Origin of the sequence: Rhodococcus sp. 3258, from assembly GCF_031456475.1 — a bacterium.
In the GTDB taxonomy this organism is placed as follows: Bacteria; Actinomycetota; Actinomycetes; order Mycobacteriales; family Mycobacteriaceae; genus Rhodococcoides; species Rhodococcoides fascians.
Genome location: NZ_JAVDUT010000001.1, coordinates 1301714 through 1318955, shown reverse-complemented (window position 1 = coordinate 1318955; position 17242 = coordinate 1301714). Strand labels below are relative to the sequence as shown.

14 protein-coding genes are annotated in these 17242 nt (G+C 57.7%); all 14 read left to right on the top strand.

Features of this window, described 5'->3' with window-relative positions; translation table 11 throughout:
• The first annotated feature begins 1 nt into the window (after window position 1).
• The 14 genes from J2X62_RS06070 to J2X62_RS06015 all read left to right on the top strand — a co-directional run bounded on the left by J2X62_RS06070 (window position 2) and on the right by J2X62_RS06015 (window position 17238).
• Window positions 2–1288, top strand: a complete 1287-nt coding sequence (locus J2X62_RS06070) for an acyltransferase (RefSeq protein WP_310178622.1) — start codon at window positions 2–4, stop codon at window positions 1286–1288.
• A gap of 4 nt (window positions 1289–1292) precedes the next feature.
• Window positions 1293–2510, top strand: a complete 1218-nt coding sequence (locus J2X62_RS06065; protein WP_310178620.1) for a lipase family protein — start codon at window positions 1293–1295, stop codon at window positions 2508–2510.
• Window positions 2511–2519: 9 nt separating this feature from the next.
• Complete coding sequence (locus tag J2X62_RS06060; protein ID WP_310178617.1) at window positions 2520–3371, top strand: sialate O-acetylesterase; 852 nt, start codon at window positions 2520–2522, stop codon at window positions 3369–3371.
• 288 nt (window positions 3372–3659) lie between these two features.
• The gene (locus J2X62_RS06055; protein WP_310179361.1) at window positions 3660–5144 is read left to right on the top strand and encodes a sugar transferase; all 1485 of its coding nucleotides are present in this window, start codon (window positions 3660–3662) and stop codon (window positions 5142–5144) included.
• 55 nt (window positions 5145–5199) lie between these two features.
• On the top strand, window positions 5200–5499 hold the full coding sequence (locus tag J2X62_RS06050) for a hypothetical protein (protein WP_032366987.1): 300 nt from the start codon (window positions 5200–5202) through the stop codon (window positions 5497–5499).
• A gap of 200 nt (window positions 5500–5699) precedes the next feature.
• Window positions 5700–7019: a UDP-glucose/GDP-mannose dehydrogenase family protein gene (locus J2X62_RS06045; RefSeq protein ID WP_310178613.1), complete on the top strand. Its 1320-nt coding sequence runs from the start codon at window positions 5700–5702 to the stop codon at window positions 7017–7019.
• Between the two features lie 492 nt (window positions 7020–7511).
• Window positions 7512–9020 carry a sugar transferase gene (locus J2X62_RS06040; RefSeq protein WP_052066815.1) on the top strand — a complete coding sequence of 503 codons (1509 nt, stop codon included), beginning with the start codon at window positions 7512–7514 and terminating at the stop codon, window positions 9018–9020.
• A gap of 234 nt (window positions 9021–9254) precedes the next feature.
• Window positions 9255–10175: a polysaccharide pyruvyl transferase family protein gene (locus J2X62_RS25425; RefSeq protein ID WP_222057173.1), complete on the top strand. Its 921-nt coding sequence runs from the start codon at window positions 9255–9257 to the stop codon at window positions 10173–10175.
• Window positions 10165–11280 carry a glycosyltransferase gene (locus tag J2X62_RS06035; protein WP_196248995.1) on the top strand — a complete coding sequence of 372 codons (1116 nt, stop codon included), beginning with the start codon at window positions 10165–10167 and terminating at the stop codon, window positions 11278–11280. The genes J2X62_RS25425 and J2X62_RS06035 overlap by 11 nt, the downstream gene beginning before the upstream one ends.
• A 5-nt stretch (window positions 11281–11285) precedes the next feature.
• Window positions 11286–12083, top strand: a complete 798-nt coding sequence (locus J2X62_RS06030) for a WecB/TagA/CpsF family glycosyltransferase (protein WP_230593094.1) — start codon at window positions 11286–11288, stop codon at window positions 12081–12083.
• The gene (locus J2X62_RS06025; RefSeq protein ID WP_080729402.1) at window positions 12080–13171 is read left to right on the top strand and encodes a glycosyltransferase family 4 protein; all 1092 of its coding nucleotides are present in this window, start codon (window positions 12080–12082) and stop codon (window positions 13169–13171) included. The genes J2X62_RS06030 and J2X62_RS06025 overlap by 4 nt, the downstream gene beginning before the upstream one ends.
• Before the next feature lie 385 nt (window positions 13172–13556).
• A complete protein-coding gene (locus J2X62_RS06020; RefSeq protein WP_310178608.1) occupies window positions 13557–14729 on the top strand; it encodes an O-antigen ligase family protein in 1173 nt (390 codons plus the stop codon).
• The gene (locus tag J2X62_RS25420; RefSeq protein WP_155288524.1) at window positions 14726–15721 is read left to right on the top strand and encodes a glycosyltransferase; all 996 of its coding nucleotides are present in this window, start codon (window positions 14726–14728) and stop codon (window positions 15719–15721) included. The genes J2X62_RS06020 and J2X62_RS25420 overlap by 4 nt, the downstream gene beginning before the upstream one ends.
• Window positions 15718–17238: an oligosaccharide flippase family protein gene (locus tag J2X62_RS06015; protein ID WP_310178605.1), complete on the top strand. Its 1521-nt coding sequence runs from the start codon at window positions 15718–15720 to the stop codon at window positions 17236–17238. The genes J2X62_RS25420 and J2X62_RS06015 overlap by 4 nt, the downstream gene beginning before the upstream one ends.
• Window positions 17239–17242 lie beyond the last annotated feature (4 nt).

Genomic DNA, 17242 nt, shown 5'->3' with positions numbered 1-17242 from the left:
CATGACCGCGACACCAGACAGCACCGCAGCCGCAGCCGTCGATCCAGTAGCGACAACGCCGGCCACCCCACAGGTTGTTGCGCCGAAGCGTCCGGCACGCATTCTCGGTCTCGACGGACCACGCGGGTTCGCATGCCTGTGCGTGCTCGCCGTGCACGTCGGCGGCCATTACTCACCGCAGACCGTGGCGACGTACAAGCTCGGGCTGCTGGGGCAGGGGCTCATCTTCTTCTTCGCCCTGTCGGGATTCCTGATCTTCCTGCCGATGGTGCGAAAGTTGTTCGCTGGCAAGCCGATGCCGAACAACGTCAGCTACGCGCTGCATCGCCTGCTCCGAGTGTTTCCGGCATATCTGTTCATCTTCCTGTTCGCGAACTTCGTGATGCGGGCGGTGTTCGTGGAGAACGCGGCCGTGGCCGAGCGTCACTTCACCGACAACGGCCTGGGTGTGCTCACCGATCCGTTGACGCTGCTGGCCAACCTGACGTTGGTGCACTCCTACATTCCGAGCATGCTGCAGACCGGCATCAACCCGTCGTGGTCGCTGTCGCTCGAGTTCGCGTTCTACATTGCACTGCCGCTGTTGACCGGTATCGCATTCTTCCTCCGCAAGCGCACGTCGATACCGGCACCGGTACTCGCGATGATCCCGGTGGTGGTGATGTTCGTCGTCGGCATCACCGGCAAGCTCTACACCGCCTCACGCGTGGGGCCGTCGGGCATCACCGATCCGAAGCTTCTCGACTGGGGCCCCAACGAGATTGCGGTACTGAGCCGGAGCTTCTGGTCGCTGGCAGACAACTTCACGTACGGAATGCTCGCGGCCGTCGTGTTCGTCGCGATCGACAACGGCATGCTGAAGGGCGCGATCGCCACCAGAATGCGGTGGTGGACCGGTATCGCGATGATTCCGACGGCGGTGATCTCGTTGAAGCTGATCGACGACAACTCACGCTGGCAGAGTTCCACCGTTGCCTTCGGTTCCGCGCTGCTCATCCTGTTCATCATCGTGCCGCTCGCACGTGGGGAGAAGTCCGCACTGGCCGAGCGGGCGGACTGGGCACCGCTGAGCTATGTCGGCATGATCTCGCTGAGCGTGTACCTGTGGCACTTCCCGGTGTTGATCGTGATCGGACGCTTCGGGTGGTTGGCCGGCGACAGCGTTCCCGGCATGGCCTGGAATTTCCTCGTCATAGCCGTCGTGAGCATTGCGTTCGGCTCGCTGACGTACCGGTTCATCGAGAAGCCGGCGTTGACGTATGCACGTAGATTCAAGGCCAGCAAGTAGATACATGCGCATCCCACGTCGCGCGGTAGCAGCGCTGCTGGTGCTGCCGCTGCTCGGTGGATGCGCCGCCGCGGTGCCGATCGGCGCTCAGGTACAGGGAGCAGTGGCCGCTGCAGTACGAGGATCGGCCCCGGAGCCGCTGGTGATCGCCGATCCCGGTACGGGTAGCGGCTCCGTCGTCAGTGCCGAGACCATGCCCAATCTGCCGGTACAGGTGCGTCTTTCGGGTGTACACGCAGCACGCGTGGTGTACCGGTCTTCGCAGACCGATGCAGGGGAGCGGGAAGTTTCGGGCACGGTCTTCACCCCAGACGGCGATGCCCCCGACGGCGGATGGCCGATCATCTCCTACGCCCACGGCACGACGGGCATCGAGCAGGAGTGCGCTCCGTCGAGGTCGGGTTCTCTGCTTGGTGCCTCGGCCCTCGTACAGGGTTTCACCGCAGCGGGATTCGCGGTGGCCATCACCGACTACGAGGGCCTGGGCCACGCCGGACATCATGCGTACCTGGACAACATCACCGCCGGATACGACGTCATCGACGCGGTGCGTGCCCTGCGCACTGTGTTCCCTGACGTCGGAACGCGATGGGCCGCATTCGGTGGATCGCAGGGCGGCGGCGCGGCGTGGGCGGCGAACGAACTCGCCGCGACGTATGCACCGGAACTGGACCTGGTGGGTGCTGCGGTTCTGGCCCCGGCAGCGAACATGGTGGGTCTGGTGGACAAGGCCGCCGCGGGTACGTTGACGACGGACCAGGGGCCGTTGCTGCAGTGGGTTCTCGAATCGTGGGCTCGACGTGACCCGCGCGTGAATCTCGACGACTATCGCAGCGGCACTGCGGCTCAGGACTGGACCGCGCTCTCGGGATGCACGCCGGACCGGGCCGGTGCCCGAGACGATGCAGTGAAACAACTGGGCAACAACGACTTTGCGCCGACGTCTCCGGCGGCCGCCGCCACGCTGCGGGACGAGCTGGCGTCGATGGCTGTGCCCCAGGGACCGGCGTCGGCACCGATGTTGGTGGCCTATGGAGATTCCGACACCTACATCGACGCGGCGTGGACGGACGACGCACTGGCGCGCGCCTGTGCGTTGGGAGACGTGATCACCATCGACCGGCAGGCGGGGCGGGGACATGGAGATGTGAACGGCGACGCCGTCACTCAGTGGCTCGCCGATCGATTCGCCGGAACGTCGGCACACAACGATTGCGAGTGAGGGGGACTCATGGGGTTACGACAGGACCTGGTGGTTCGCGCGAAGGATGTCGTCAAGAGACGTCTCGGTCGTGGCATCCCGGTGGAGGTGTTCGACGAGCCGTATCTGGTGGTCGCGGTACTGGGGCAGTCCAATGCCCACGGGGCTGGGGTGGGGCTGGATCGCGACGGGCTCGACGCCCCGCATCCGCGGGTGCATCAGTGGGCGGCCTCGGGTAGGTCGAAGAACACCGTCGTCGCGGGAAGTAACCCGCTGTTCCACGAAGTGCCCTCCAAAGCAGTCGGATTCGGGCCAACCTTCGCAGGACATCTCGCCGATGCAACCGGCAGGCCGGTGTTGTTGGTGCCGTACGCGCGTGGTGATTCCGGGTTCGCTCGCATTCACGGTATCTCGTGGGATCCCTCGGACATCGGTGCCCGGGTCAATCTGTTCCGCGATGCGATGACGCGCATCCGGTCCGGTCTGAACATCGTGCCCGGCAACGAGCTGGCCGCGGTGCTGTGGCATCAGGGTGAGAGCGACGTGCCGCTGCTGACGGGGCCGACGTATGCGGAGAAGCTCGATCTGCTGATCGACACGGTACGGGCGCACTTCGGGGAGGTGCCGTTCGTCCTGGGTCAGATGGTGCCCGAGGAGATAGAGAGCGGGCACGCGAACTACCCCGTGATCGACGCGGTGCACGCCGATACCCCGCGGCGTCGGGCCTCGGTGGCCTACGTCCCCGGGCCGAGGAGTCTCTACAACAGTGAGACAGAAAAAATTCACTACAACGCGGCCGGTCAGCGGGAGTTGGGCCGGCGGATGTGGGACGCCTTTGCGGGCATGCGATCGAATGTCCGCCGTTCGACCGACACGGCTTGACACCGGCAACGAACGCCAGCACTAATGGTCCGAGGGGCGGGCTTTCACACCACATCGGGCGGCATCCGCAATGCCGTGGACGCGAGTACTTAATGCGAGGGAAACATGTAACGACCTGCGGATTCCGTTCGATCAACACACAGGATCAACATGGTTGTTACCAAGTGACACAGTAAGTATCCGACGATAGGCTTCTCAACGGGGTGGCACGGTGCAGTGTCGATCACGCAGGGGTTCGACAACGCAGAAGTACCAAGGGGAAGAAACGTGTCGATCAGCGATCTGGGAATGCAGAGTTCCGTCGTGTCGCGCCGTGATGCCAGACGGCTGCGCAAGGTGACGTCGCGTCGCGAGTGGGAAACGCAGTACACCGAAGGCCTTCGGGTTACCGACACTTTGGTTGTGCTCGGCGCGGTGACTGTCGCGCAGATCATTCGGTTCGGTGAGATCGACTTCGGTAGCCCGTGGTCGATCGCCGGCTACATCGGTGTCTCGGGTGTGCTGGCAATTCTGTGGCTGGCGTTTCTCGCCATCTTCCGTACTCGCTCGCCGCGAGTGATCGGCAACGGTTCCGAGGAATACCGTCGTATCGTCTCGGCCGCGTTCCGACTGTTCGGCACAGTCGCGATCCTGTCCTTGCTGTTCCGCTTCGATATCGCACGTCTCTATCTCGCCATCGCGTTCCCCGTCGGCTTGATCGGACTGCTGCTGAGCCGGTGGGCGTGGCGGAAAGTAGTGTCGCGTAGGCGTTCTCGTGGTGGCTATCAGACGTCGGTGCTCATCGTGGGTAGTCGCAGTTCTGCGCTGTCCATGGCGCAGTCGTTCGAGCGTTCACCCGAGTCCGGCTACAGCGTGGTGGGCGTCTGCTTACCCAACTTCGAGCCCGGCAACGACACCTCGTTCACCATCGACGGCGTCGAGATCCCGGTACTGGGCGACGAGCACAGCGTGGTCGAGGCCATCGAGATCTCCGGAGCAGACACCGTGGCGGTGACGGCCACCGAGCACATCGGCCATCACGGGCTGCGAAAGATGGTGTGGGACCTCGAGAAGAAAAAGGTGGACCTCGTCGTCTCGCCCGGTGTGGTCGATGTGGCCGGCCCCCGTCTGGTGATGCGTCCGGTGGCGAATTTCCCGCTGATCCACGTCGAGAAGCCGCAGTACAACGGAGCCAAGCGGTTCAGCAAGACGGCGTTCGACTTCCTGTTCGCCACCTCGGTCCTGCTGCTCATCTCGCCGATCCTGATCACGCTCGCCGTGATCATCAAGTTCACCAGCAAGGGCTCGATCTTCTACAAGTCCGAGCGAATGGGCATGGACGGTAAGCCATTCCAGATGATCAAGTTCCGCAGCATGGTTCAGGACGCAGACCAAAGGGTGCAGGAACTCGCTGCCCTCAACGAGGGTGCGGGCGGGGTGCTGTTCAAGATGCGCGACGACCCCCGCGTCACTCGCGTGGGCAAGGTGATGCGCAAGTTCAGCCTCGACGAGCTCCCGCAATTCGTCAACGTTCTCAGACGCGAGATGAGCGTGGTGGGTCCGCGGCCACCGTTGCGCAGCGAGGTCGAAACGTACGACGGCGAAGTACGGCGACGGCTGCTGGTCAAGCCGGGCATCACAGGACTGTGGCAGGTGAGCGGCCGATCGGACCTCTCGTGGGAAGAGAGCGTGCGTCTGGACCTCTCGTACGTCGAGAATTGGTCCATGACAGGCGATTTGCTCATCATCGCGAAGACGGCGGTGGCTGTGCTGGGCAGCGAAGGGGCGTACTGACCACACAGGCCGTATTCACCCTGCAGTGGGTCGGTTTTGTTCGTATCATTCGGCAATGACCACTGTTTCGGAGAACGGACGTGATGCAGCCATGGCGCAGAATTCATTTCACGATTTTCTGGCCGATCGCATCGACCGAATAGCGCGGGTTCATCTGAACAGGTCGACGTCATTGCATGCAGTGATCTCGGACAGTGTCGATGCCTACACCGCGGCGTTCGCCGAATATCACGGCACCGAGTCGCCGTTGGATCTACTGGACCCGGAGGTTCGCGCCGAGCTCAGCGATTTCATCCACCGCTGCGCCGAGGCCGTCGAGGAGCCGGAGAACCCGCAGTTCCCTGTCCGACGATAGTGCCTTCCCTCCGCTGCTGACGTAGTCTGGCCGGGCCTGGCGAGTCACTCAGTTTGGCTCCCCGACTCCCGGGTAACTCCTCAACGCTCATTTGTCATTCAGCCGGCATTGTCCGGAAGTTGTCTTTGGGCGCTCACAATGTCGACCCGATACTGCGGAACCGTCAGGGTTGCGTTCGAGACCGAGGAGATTGCCGACGTATGCGCATCACAGTGTTCGGAACCGGGTACCTGGGCGCTACCCACGCGGCGTGTATGGCAGAGCTGGGACACGACGTACTCGGAGTCGACGTCGACGAGTCCAAACTCCGCAAGCTGGAATCCGGTGAGGTGCCGTTCTGGGAGCCCGGGTTGACAGAGGTTCTGCAGCGCAACATCGCGGCGGGCCGTCTTCGCTTCACGTCGTCTTACGCGGAAGCTGCCGAGTTCGCCGAGGTGCACTTCCTGGGTGTGGGAACTCCTCAGCGAAGGGGCGAGTACGCCGCCGACATGAAGTACGTCGACTCAGTTATCGAGACGCTCGCACCGTTGCTCACCAAGCCCGCCGTGATCTTCGGCAAGTCCACCGTTCCCGTCGGCACCGCCCAGCGGCTCGGCAGCATGGCCCGCGAACTAGCGCCGGCAGGCGACGGCGTCGAGGTTGCCTGGAACCCCGAGTTCCTTCGCGAAGGCTATGCCGTCAAAGACACGCTCCGCCCTGACCGCCTGGTGCTGGGTGTCGATCGTGAGCGGCCGGGCAGGGCAGAGGAGCTGGCCCGCGAGGTCTACGCGCAGCTGCTCGAGGAGCAGATCCCTTTTCTGGTGACCGACTTGGCCACGGCCGAGCTGGTCAAGGCCTCGGCCAATGCGTTCCTGGCCACCAAGATCTCGTTCATCAACGCCATCGCAGAGGTGTGCGAGGCAGCCGGAGCGGATGTCACCGTCCTCGCCGACGCCATCGGCCACGACGAGCGAATCGGCCGCAAATTCCTGAACGCCGGTATCGGCTTCGGCGGTGGCTGCCTGCCCAAGGACATCCGGGCGTTCATGGCCAGGGCCGGAGAGCTCGGTGCCGATCAGGCGCTGACGTTCCTCCGCGAGGTCGACAACATCAACATGCGACGACGCACCCGCATGGTCGAGTTGGCGCGGGAAGCGTGCGGCTCGCTACTCGGTGCCCGGGTGGCTGTGCTCGGTGCGGCCTTCAAGCCCGACTCCGACGACGTTCGTGATTCACCGGCCCTCAACGTGGCCGGTCAGATCCAGCTCCAGGGTGCAACGGTCAACGTGTACGACCCGAAGGCGATGGAGAACTCCAGGGCGCTGTTCCCCACGCTGACCTACAACAACACCGCTCTCGAGGCCTGCGAGGGTGCAGACGTGGTGCTGGTGCTGACGGAGTGGAAAGAGTTCAAAGCTCTCGTTCCCAGCGACCTGGACGGAGTGGTGCGCAGCAAGAAGCTGATCGATGGCCGCAACTGCTTGGACCCGGAGCAGTGGCGGGCGGCAGGGTGGAACTACCGAGGCCTGGGTCGTCCCTGAGCGCGACCAGGCACATCGATCGCACAATTCATTCAATGGAATGAACTGTCGGCCCGTTGTGCTTGCAGGTATCTGTAATTCGCATTCACGCACACTGACATATGAGGCGAACGCCTCGCTTTGCACTCGTCGACAAGTGCTGATGTTTGTTAAAAGCGGTCGACACCGCGGTTGACGGGTAAATCACCCGATAAACAGCGGTGAACACTGTGAGTGGTCACTAAAGTGCGTCGATCGTGCTCGTGTGTAACGTTTTTGGACCCCGCGGCGGTTACACCTTGGAAGTCCCAGTCACCCGTTTCGCCTAGTCAGCGTATGTGTGGTAAACCGAACGGACGCTGTTATGTGTCTGTGATCTGCGCCGCTCGCGTGGTGCTTCCTATTGCAGCGTGGGACTATTCCAATTCGATACCAGTCGCATTCCGGATTGATTCGGATGTCAGACCAGCGTCCACCGAAGGTGGTCGCGGAAGCGCAGAAGGAGGGGAGCAGGTGGCATCTGTCGGGGCGGCACCACGCTCACTCTGGGGATCCTCGCGGTCCGGGGAGTTGAAGACTCGCAAGCTCACGTCGCGGCACGTGTGGGAGCGCCAGTACATCGCCCGCCTTCGGGTGACCGACGTACTGGCAGTCGTCCTGTCCGTTGCCCTCGCCCAGATCGTTCGCTTCGGAGGGGTCGAAACCACCGGTTTAACAAACTCGGCGATCTATACCGGCGTGTCGGTTGCAGTGGCTAGCGTTTGGATCGCGTTTCTCGCTATCTTCCGAACCCGGTCGACGCGGGTGATCGGCAACGGTGCCGAGGAGTACCGCCGCATCGTGTCGGCCACCTTCCGGCTCTTCGGTGTCATCGCCATCGTCTCCCTGCTTTTCCGTATCGACTTTGCACGGCTGTACCTGGCCATCGCGCTTCCCGTGGGATTGGTGGCGTTACTAGTCAGTCGCTGGCTGTGGCGCAAGGTGGTCACTCGACTCCGCAGCGAAGACAAGTACAAGACGTCGGTGCTGATCGTCGGAAGCCGATCGGCCGCGGTCTCGATGGCGCAGTCGTTCGAGCGTTCGCCCTCCTCAGGCTACGCAGTGGTGGGAATGTGCATGCCTGGCTACGAGGTGCCGAGTGATGGAATCGTTCACGTCGAGGGTGCAGATATTCCGGTACTCGGTAGTGAAAGAGACGTCCTCGCCGCAATCGACGAGTGCGGTGCCGATACGGTCGCGGTGACGGCCACCGAACATCTCGGGCACAAGGGCATTCGCAAGATGATCTGGGACTTGGAGAAGAAGAACGTCGACCTGGTGGTCGCGCCCGGCGTCGTTGATGTTGCCGGCCCTCGTTTGGTGATGCGGCCAGTCGCAGGGTTCCCTCTGATTCACGTCGAAAAGCCGCAGTACAACGGTGCGACGCGATTCAGCAAGGTCGCCTTCGACCTGACGTTCGCCGCGCTGGTGCTGGTGGTGATCTCGCCAATCCTGCTTGCGGTAGCGATTGCAGTCAAAGCTACGAGTCGCGGGCCGGTGTTCTACAAGTCGGAACGGATGGGCATCGACGGCAAACCGTTTTCGATGATCAAGTTCCGCAGCATGACCATCGATGCGGACAAGCAGGTTGCACATCTGCTCGACCGGAACGAGGGTGCCGGCGGGGTGCTGTTCAAGATGCGCGATGACCCGCGGGTAACGCCGGTCGGCAAGATCCTGCGGCGCTTCAGTCTCGATGAGCTCCCGCAGTTCATCAACGTCCTTAGGCGTGAGATGAGCGTCGTGGGGCCGAGACCACCACTGCGCCGCGAGGTAGAGACCTACAACGGTGAGGTTCGTCGGCGATTGTTGGTCAAGCCGGGAGTCACCGGCTTGTGGCAAGTCAGTGGGCGATCGGATCTTTCTTGGGAAGAGACCGTGCGCCTTGATCTTTCCTATGTAGAGAACTGGTCAATGGTGGGGGATCTACTCATTATCGCCAAGACCATGAAGGCAGTAGCTGGGAGCGACGGGGCTTACTAGGGGTGACCGTCCAAATAAGCCGACGACCAGTCATAAAACTGTTAAAGGCCAATCCACTCGGCAGAGAAGACCGCTTCTCTGCAATACATGTGCTGATCGGAGACAACGTTGAGGTCAGCTAATCAAGGCATCACCGACGGAGCATGGTTGGCCGAAATCCGGGCAGAAACGCGCTCACTCTTGACTCGACATATACCGACGGACGAAGTCGCGCTTCTCGACATACCGACGCACATGAACGTCGGAGACACGATGATCTGGGAGGGCGAGCTTCAATATCTTCGTAGCCTTAGAAAAAATGTAGTATACGAAGCAGATCAAGCGCGGTTCGACCCACAGACGCTCGAAGAGAGCGCGGCAGACGCGACGGTGCTGCTTCACGGAGGCGGGAATTTCGGGGATGTATGGGGTGGCTTCCAACAGTTTCGCGAAGAAGTCGTTGGCAAGTTTCCTCATCGTCGGATCGTTCAGCTTCCGCAGACGGTCAAATTCAGCGACGAATCAGGTCTGGTAAGAGCAAATGAGATATTTGGCAAGCACCCCAACTTCATATTGATGGTGCGAGACCTAGGCTCTCTAGACACAGTCAGGCGACACATGCCCGACGTGAACGTTGTTTATTGTCCAGACATGGCACTCGGCATCGAGAACTTCCGCGGTCGACAACGTAGTCGTGCCAAATACCGGTGCTTAGTTATCGCGCGTACTGACCACGAGAAAGCCGCAGACCTTTCTTTGGTGGATGCGCCGAGTGTAGATTGGGGATTGACTGGGCCAGCATACTTACAGTGGAAGCTGGCAAGAATACCCGGTGCTATGGTGCGCCGACTTCGCAGTCGGCGAATAGGCAGAGCTGTATATCCTCTACTCCGTATGGGGTATTCCTCTATGCGTCGACTCAATCTGGACTCTGGCGTATCAATGGTGAGCTCTGCGGATGTAATTGTCACAGACCGACTCCATGTCCACGTGCTATCGGGACTCTTGGGGCGAGAGCACATTGTGCTCGATAATAACTATGGCAAAGTAAAGTCAATATTTGACAATTACACCCATAACTTTCCAACGGCTCACTTCGCCCACGATGCGAGGGCGATTAAGTCGATTTTGGCAAATATTAGGCTTGAAAATGATGGTGATCCAAATGATAGGTAAACTCCTCTACCTCACGACCTACGAGCATGACAGGCAAGATCTCGGCGGAGCTTCGTGGGTGGACGCCAGAGTGCTGGACGAGCTAAGACGAAATTTCGACGTGTCTGTGTTCCCGATTGTGAATACTCTTGACGAGACACCTGTTCCGCTCGAAGTGCGGGGAAGTTTCACGGCGCTTCTTAAGACTGCCTGGCAAATGCTGACGCAACGTCAGTGCTATCAAGAAGCGAAATTTAAGTGGTCACCTGCATGGAACTCAAAGAAAAGTAAGTTAGTTGACGAACTTAATTGGTTCAAACCCGATGTGATAGTAACCAGTCAATGGCCCGCCTTACTTATGGCTGTTGACGCGAAACTACACGGTGTACTACATATAGCGCATAACGTCGACAGTGTACTGTCGGAACTGTACGACCCTACGCCACTCCGCGTTATTGGAAACTTTAGGCGAATGGCCGAACGGGAAAAAGAGCTCCTCCAACATTGCGTTGAGGTCCTTGCGATCTCTGCTACGGATACAGAACGAATACGCGGGTGGGGTCTGAATGCGAACCATCTAATCATCAAACCTCCTTCTGGTATGAGCAGGAGATCCGGTCGCTGGGCAATCGGCTTTATAGGGAAGGCATCTTGGCCGCCGAACAAGGACGCGATCACAAATCTTGTCCGGACTGTCATGCCGGCGGTTCGAGAGAAGATGCCAAGCAGGGCACCTTCACTAGTAATTGCGGGCCGGGGAAGCGAGCACTGGGATGGGAACGAGGGTGTTCGGGTGCTGGGTGCAATCGACGACGTCGAAGATTTCTACTCCCAGATCGACTTGGTTGTTGTCCCACGAACTTCACAGACCACCGGAGTCAGCATAAAGTTACTAGAAGCTGTAGAGCACGGGGTAACAGCTATATCGACGAGGGTAATGGCCGACGACGCGGGCCTCACTGACGGTTTTATCAGTGCGGACACCCTGGATGAGATTGTCCAAAAAGTAGTCGACTTCTATCAGCATGGCGGTGCCGCCATAGCTAAAATGAACGAGGACAATCACGAAAATAGCCACGCGGACTCTGTTTGCATCACCGATATCCTATCTAGAATAGCGCGGTGATCACGATGAGATATGGACAGTTTGTAGGCGAATTTTTCAATAAACACATCACGACTGACCAGGAGTTTCTGAACTTGGCACTCGAGCGAAAGCTCGGTCGTACTCAGACCGTCAATCTGCATCATGTCGCACTTTTGCGAAAAAATGCGGGCTTTCGGGCTGCGTTTTACGCTGCCAATCACCTGACCGCTGATGGCTGGCCGGTGGTACTCACGCTAAAATTGGCCGGAATTCGTGCCCAGAGGGTTACAGGTGCAGACTTCGTGGAGCACCTGGTGCGAAACGCTCGAACGCGGGGGCTGAAGGTCGGACTGCTTGGAGCGTCAGAATCCGCTGGCGACGCATTTACTACGCTCTTAACAAATCACGCATCTGAACTGGCCTTTCGCGAACACGGTCAAAGAAACGATTGGCAGATCGAGACCCTATCGGCGCGAATAGCCGCCCACGAATTGGACGTGTTGCTCATTGCGGTCTCTCCTCCCTGGGGGGATATCCTAGCTTCCGAGATCGCTGAGAGGAATGGTGGCAGTTGTATAGTCGCTGTCGGAGGCGCGATCGATATGGTTGTCGGGAACAAACGCCGAGCCCCAAATTTCATCGCTAAAGTTGGCCTTGAGTGGCTGTTCCGCGCATCACAAGACCCTAGGCATCTATTCCGACGGTACGTGGTCGACTGTGGGGGTACGTTTGCGATATACCTCCTTCCCCTGTGGCTACGGCTGATCGCGTCCCGGACTTTCCGTAGTTTTCCTATCGGGCGCGAAATTCAGTCCAATGCTTCGAAGGAGCAACTGCGATGATCCCGCTTGTTCTGCACACCCCGCCTGGTCACGGGACATCACAGTGGGAAGCCAGGCATTCGGCTGGTGAGGTTCCCGACCGCTGGCTGTACGGACTCGACTCGCTCGACGATGGGGCGCGGTTCCATGTGCAGTCAAGAGAGTTGCGTGAGCTCGGTCATCTCGGCCGGGTGCGGTCTTTTGGAAGATCGTTTGTCCCGAAGAAGTCAACGCGGCTTCCACCACCGAGTGGTCTTCACTTCACGTGGGACGAATTACGAGCAGTGCACATGCTGGACCAAAACCCGGACATAGAAGCGTGTGCATCCGGTGCAATATGGTGCATCGATGAGCAATTGCGGCAGCCGCTTAATCCGAAAAACCTGGTAGTTAGAAACGCCTTGAGGCGTATGTCACTTATTTGGTGTTTGGTTGACGCCCAAATCCCGCTGGTCAAGCAGTGGCTCGGAGAATCAGCAAACGTAAAGGGTTTAACATTCGGAATCGACACTTCTTTCTATAAGGAGGTTCCTTATCCGGACGGACCTTTGAGAGTTCTCTCATTGGGTTCTGATCGCGATAGAGACAGTGAGACTTTGGTCAAGTCAGTAGCCCAGGTCTTGTCCCGAGTACCGGGCGCATCCGCTAAAATCCAATGTCCGCCGGGGACGATTCTACCCACCGGAGCAGCGCGGTTGGAGAGAATGAACCACCGCGATGTGCGGGCCCAGATTGCACAAAGTCATGTAGTAGTCATTCCAACCAGGCCAAACACGCATTTTTCGGGGATGACTGTAGCACTAGAAGCGATGTCAATGGGCCGTCCCGTCATTGCGACCGCAACCTTGGGTGCCGAACAGTACATCACCCACGGTACGGACGGATTTCTTGTGGGCAGCGGCAATAGTGCTGAGTTCGCGAAGAGCATACTGGAAATCCTAAAAAATCCGGGAATGGCGCAAGAAGTCGGCAAGGCGGCTGCAGACGTTGTAAGAGCAAAGTTCGACTCTAAGTTGATGGTAGCCGCAATGAAGGAAAACTTCGGAGCTCTATACGAACCCCGGCCGAGTGCTTCGGTGCATGAATACGCGGAAACGTGTTGTGATTAGGCCGATGTCCATGAAGATAAAGAAGGTCGTACCAATGCGGACTCCTCAGCAAACGAAAAGTCCGCTCCTCGCAATGGGGCTCATGGCTTCCCTGGGGCTAGGCGCTGCAGCAACACATTCAACGATGGTGCTCCCTTTCGTTTTAGGCCTGGCTGTAGTAGTCGTGTTGGCAACGACTGATTCGTACACATCTTTGGCAATCATTGCCTCCGCATTGGTCGTTCTATTGTTGGCGCCGCTGCCATCTAGTGTGCCAACTGCAATATATTTTGCAGGCGGATCCTTGTATTTTGCGGATATAATCAGTGGTCTCGGTATCTTACTAATTTGCATGTTAGGTGCCACGAGCTCAAAACTTAGGGGTGGCATCTACATCTTTTGCTTGATGGCGGCTCTCTTTCTAGTCGTCGGATTGATAAGTGGAGCAACGCCTGGAGCCGCGTTCGCGGACGTCCGGGGGCCGTTGAGACTGGTTGCCGGTGCTGTCGTCGCCTATCAGCTGTTCGTGCTGAATCGCGTAAGGGCTACTCGACTGTTCGTTTGTTTGTCGGCGCTTATAACCGTTTGGACTGCGGTGGTAGTCGCGTCGATCGCTTTCCTCGGCGTTTCAGCGTTCGACATCCGAACGTCGAATGCCGCGGTCTACACCACTAGCAAAAGTATTGTCTATGACACTGCTCGTGTTACTCCCGATTCGGGACTCACTTGCGTGGTTATTGTTGGATGCCTCTTATCAATGCGCTTGATATGGAAGTACACGCCGATCGCCCAGCCGGCAATATGGCTAGTGGTGGTGGGGTCAGGACTGTTCGTGGGGCTGGTGTCGTATACGCGTGGCCATTTTCTTGTCCTCGCGCTAATCCTACTTCTGATGACGGTGGTGTCACGTTCGCGGCTACAGACATTCGTGCGTATTGGGACCGGAGCGTTAATTGTGACGCTATTTGCATGGCTAGCTTATGGTTTTTTGGATGCTGTCGATGCACAATATGCGAGATACTTTCTCCAACCATTGTCTGCCTTTCGGGGAAAAGTGTTGGACGGACTTCTTGTCGAAAATGTACAGGTGGATACTAGCGCCCTTTGGAGGGTACGGGAGAGCCAATTAGCGCTCGAATACTTCAGTAAAAACTGGATCTTCGGAAGTGGCTTCGGTGCGAGATATCGAACCTTTACGCGGGGCGAAATATTTGATGGTGTGCGTGGCTTAACCTACATCCACAATGGGTACCTCTGGATTCTGGTAAAAACCGGATTGATTGGCGCGATTGCTGTCCTACTGGCCGGTGCGCTGGCAATAAGAAGGGTCCTTACAGTTAGTCAATCGAGCGGGCTGCATCGCGCCACGGTTTTGGGGTTAGTTGTTTTAGCCGCTCTGGCAACGCAAATGATCACTTCACCCACGATCATCGAGAACGCGAACTCGTTACTGGTTGGGATCATAGTTGGTTCCGTAGGATATTCTCTTCGTCCGGAGGCGAAGCCCGATGATGCCGAGCCGGTTCGCGACATGAAACGGGTGTTGCCAGGAGCTCGTGTGGTGGAGGAGTCCCGATGAGGGTCGGATTGGTGGGGGGCTTACCCCCTTTCATGGGTGGTGGCGGTTTGGAAGTCCAGATCGACAAGACTGCGGAGGCCCTCCGAACACAGGGGGTCGATGTTTTTGTTTCACATACATCTAACGAGAGTGATAAGCCCCTAGACATCATTCATATGTTCGGGGCCGACCCGTCTAATTGGAACTACTTGCGAAATTGGACTATAAATAGGTGCCCGCTAGTCGTTTCTCCGGTTTTGGTCTTCGATTCCATGAGACAAGCGAGGTTTGAGCGTTATCTCTCCAGGCTGCGCATTGGCCCGACCACAACCAGCGGTATGAGGCGTGGTGTGGTTCTCGCAGCTGATCACGTCGTCGCTTTACACGACGGCGAGCGTGAGCAGGTGATTCGTTGGTACAGCGTTTCTAGTGAGTCGGTCTCCGTAGTGCCGAATGGCTCTTCCGCCATTCCTGCCGACGGGGACCGCGCGGGCCCCTTGTTCTTCGTCTGTGCGGGAACAATCAACGCGAGGAAGGGCCAGCTTGCTCTAATTCGTGATTGGCGTCCGGAATTCCCGGACCTTGTACTGGCCGGGCCACTTAGTTTGCAGGGTTCGGAAGCGCGAGAGTTCGAGGAAATACTTCGGTCTAAGCGAAATATCGTTTGGCGTGGGAGAGTCAGCCACATTGATTTGTGGTCGCTGCAAAGTCGGGCTTGTGCAACCGTATCGTACAGTCAGTCAGAAGGAGAAAGCTTGGTTGTCCTTGACAGCTTAGCTCTGAACACACCGGTGCTTGTACGGCAAAGCGCAGCAACCGAGCATTTGCGTAGACGTTATGGAAACGGCGTTTTACCATTCGACACGGTAGACGATTTCGTCTCGACCGTTAGTTCGTTAGTGGCCGGCTCATCACACACGTCAGAACGCACCTTCCCGATGCCACCGAGATGGTCCGAAGTTGGGAGCCGCCTTGTTAGCATTTACGAGCGTTTAAATGGGTGTTCGCTGTGACGTCGGAGGTTGCAGCAAAGCGGCGAACTGTCTTTGGGGCAGTAACGTCCAGTGCGTCATTGGGTATTTTTTCGCTGCTGGCTGGACTTCTGATGCTACCGCTGATTTTCAGCCGGGTAGGTGTGTCCGAATACGGTGTCTGGATCATTCTGACGACGATGACGACGTATCTCTACCAGTCAGATTTAGGTATGGGTAGCGCCGTCATTCGCTACGCCTCTGTTGCGCGCTCCAGAAATGATCGTGAAGGTCTGTCCAAAGTCTCTTGCTCCAGTCTGATGTGGATGACGATTGTTGGAGTTGTTGTAGCGCCCATAGCCGGGCTGTGTTTCTATTTCGGGTTGGGCTCGGTCTCTAGAGATGCGGGGATAGGACTCGAGGTGTTTGTGGCCGTGTGTGTATTTTCTTCGGTTACAATCTCACTTCTAGGCCTCAGATGTTTTTCTGCACTGATGCAGGGTTTAGGTTTTTGGTCGCTTGAAAAGAAGTTTCAAATGGTTGGGCTCTTAATCCGCGTTGTCGGCACTGTAACAGTCTGCCTATTTTATCCTCACATCTTGGTTCTGGCGCTTGTCGAGACTCTTGCGATTATAATTCCCGTCTTCTTATCGTCATTCTATGTGTTGCACATGAATGTATTCGATTTCGGAAGAGAATTTATTTCCTTTGCTCAAATTAAGCATCTGCTCTCGTACAGCCTCCGAGTGTTCGCAGTAGGTGCAGTAGGTACCGCAATAATACAGGCGGGAGTAATTATAGCCGGAGTAATAGTTTCGCCAGCGGTCGCGGCATATTACAGTGCCGTGCTTAGGCTTTACCTCGCGGTGCGGCAGGCCATTACCTGGGTCGTCGAACCGTTTGTGCCTGCGTTGGCACGACTTCATAGTTTGTGTCAGGATCGCGATCGCAAATTCTCGCTCGCTGTGATTTCTGTTTCCACTCTGGTTGGCGGGATCGGCAGCCTCGCGCTCTTAGTTTCATCGAAGGACATTCTACGACTATGGCTTGGCGAAGGCGTTCCAATCGCGACGTTGGATGTCTGTCTCATGCTGATGATGGCGGGTATGTTTGTAAATAGTCTTCATATTGGTTCCATCAGTGCGTTGAATGCGATGGAAAGGCCGGGTGCATACTTTACTCTACAGCTAGTATGGCTAGTTTCTACGGTTGCGCTATGCGTCGTGCTGGGTAAACAATTGGGAATTGTAGGAATATCTTTGGGTAATATGTTGCCGATAGTGTTCCTTGAGTTTTTCTACGTCAGAAAGTTCCTCCGGTTGCTGAATATTAAGTTCAGGAAGTGGTTTCTTGTGTGCCTTATGCCGCTTATTTTGCTGTGTTCGGTCGGTTTAGCTGTGGGGGCACTGTTTTCGTTAATTTCTCTTGCTCTTACTGACGATTTACCGCGTATGGCCGCCGGTTTCGGCTTTGCATTCGGAGTTGGAGCGATGTTATTTATTTCCAGAAGATCCGAATGGATTCGTTCTGTTCGGGATTCTCTAAGTCTAACTGTTTAGTTTT

Coding starts and splice junctions, on each gene's coding strand:
- J2X62_RS06055 (WP_310179361.1), top strand. CDS start 3,660: ATGCAGAGTTCCGTCGTGTCGCGCCGTGATGCCAGACGGCTGCGCAAG.
- J2X62_RS06020 (WP_310178608.1), top strand. CDS start 13,557: ATGGCGGCTCTCTTTCTAGTCGTCGGATTGATAAGTGGAGCAACGCCT.
- J2X62_RS06025 (WP_080729402.1), top strand. CDS start 12,080: ATGATCCCGCTTGTTCTGCACACCCCGCCTGGTCACGGGACATCACAG.
- J2X62_RS06065 (WP_310178620.1), top strand. CDS start 1,293: ATGCGCATCCCACGTCGCGCGGTAGCAGCGCTGCTGGTGCTGCCGCTG.
- J2X62_RS06030 (WP_230593094.1), top strand. CDS start 11,286: ATGAGATATGGACAGTTTGTAGGCGAATTTTTCAATAAACACATCACG.
- J2X62_RS25425 (WP_222057173.1), top strand. CDS start 9,255: ATGAACGTCGGAGACACGATGATCTGGGAGGGCGAGCTTCAATATCTT.
- J2X62_RS06035 (WP_196248995.1), top strand. CDS start 10,165: ATGATAGGTAAACTCCTCTACCTCACGACCTACGAGCATGACAGGCAA.
- J2X62_RS06050 (WP_032366987.1), top strand. CDS start 5,200: ATGACCACTGTTTCGGAGAACGGACGTGATGCAGCCATGGCGCAGAAT.
- J2X62_RS06070 (WP_310178622.1), top strand. CDS start 2: ATGACCGCGACACCAGACAGCACCGCAGCCGCAGCCGTCGATCCAGTA.
- J2X62_RS06060 (WP_310178617.1), top strand. CDS start 2,520: ATGGGGTTACGACAGGACCTGGTGGTTCGCGCGAAGGATGTCGTCAAG.
- J2X62_RS25420 (WP_155288524.1), top strand. CDS start 14,726: ATGAGGGTCGGATTGGTGGGGGGCTTACCCCCTTTCATGGGTGGTGGC.
- J2X62_RS06045 (WP_310178613.1), top strand. CDS start 5,700: ATGCGCATCACAGTGTTCGGAACCGGGTACCTGGGCGCTACCCACGCG.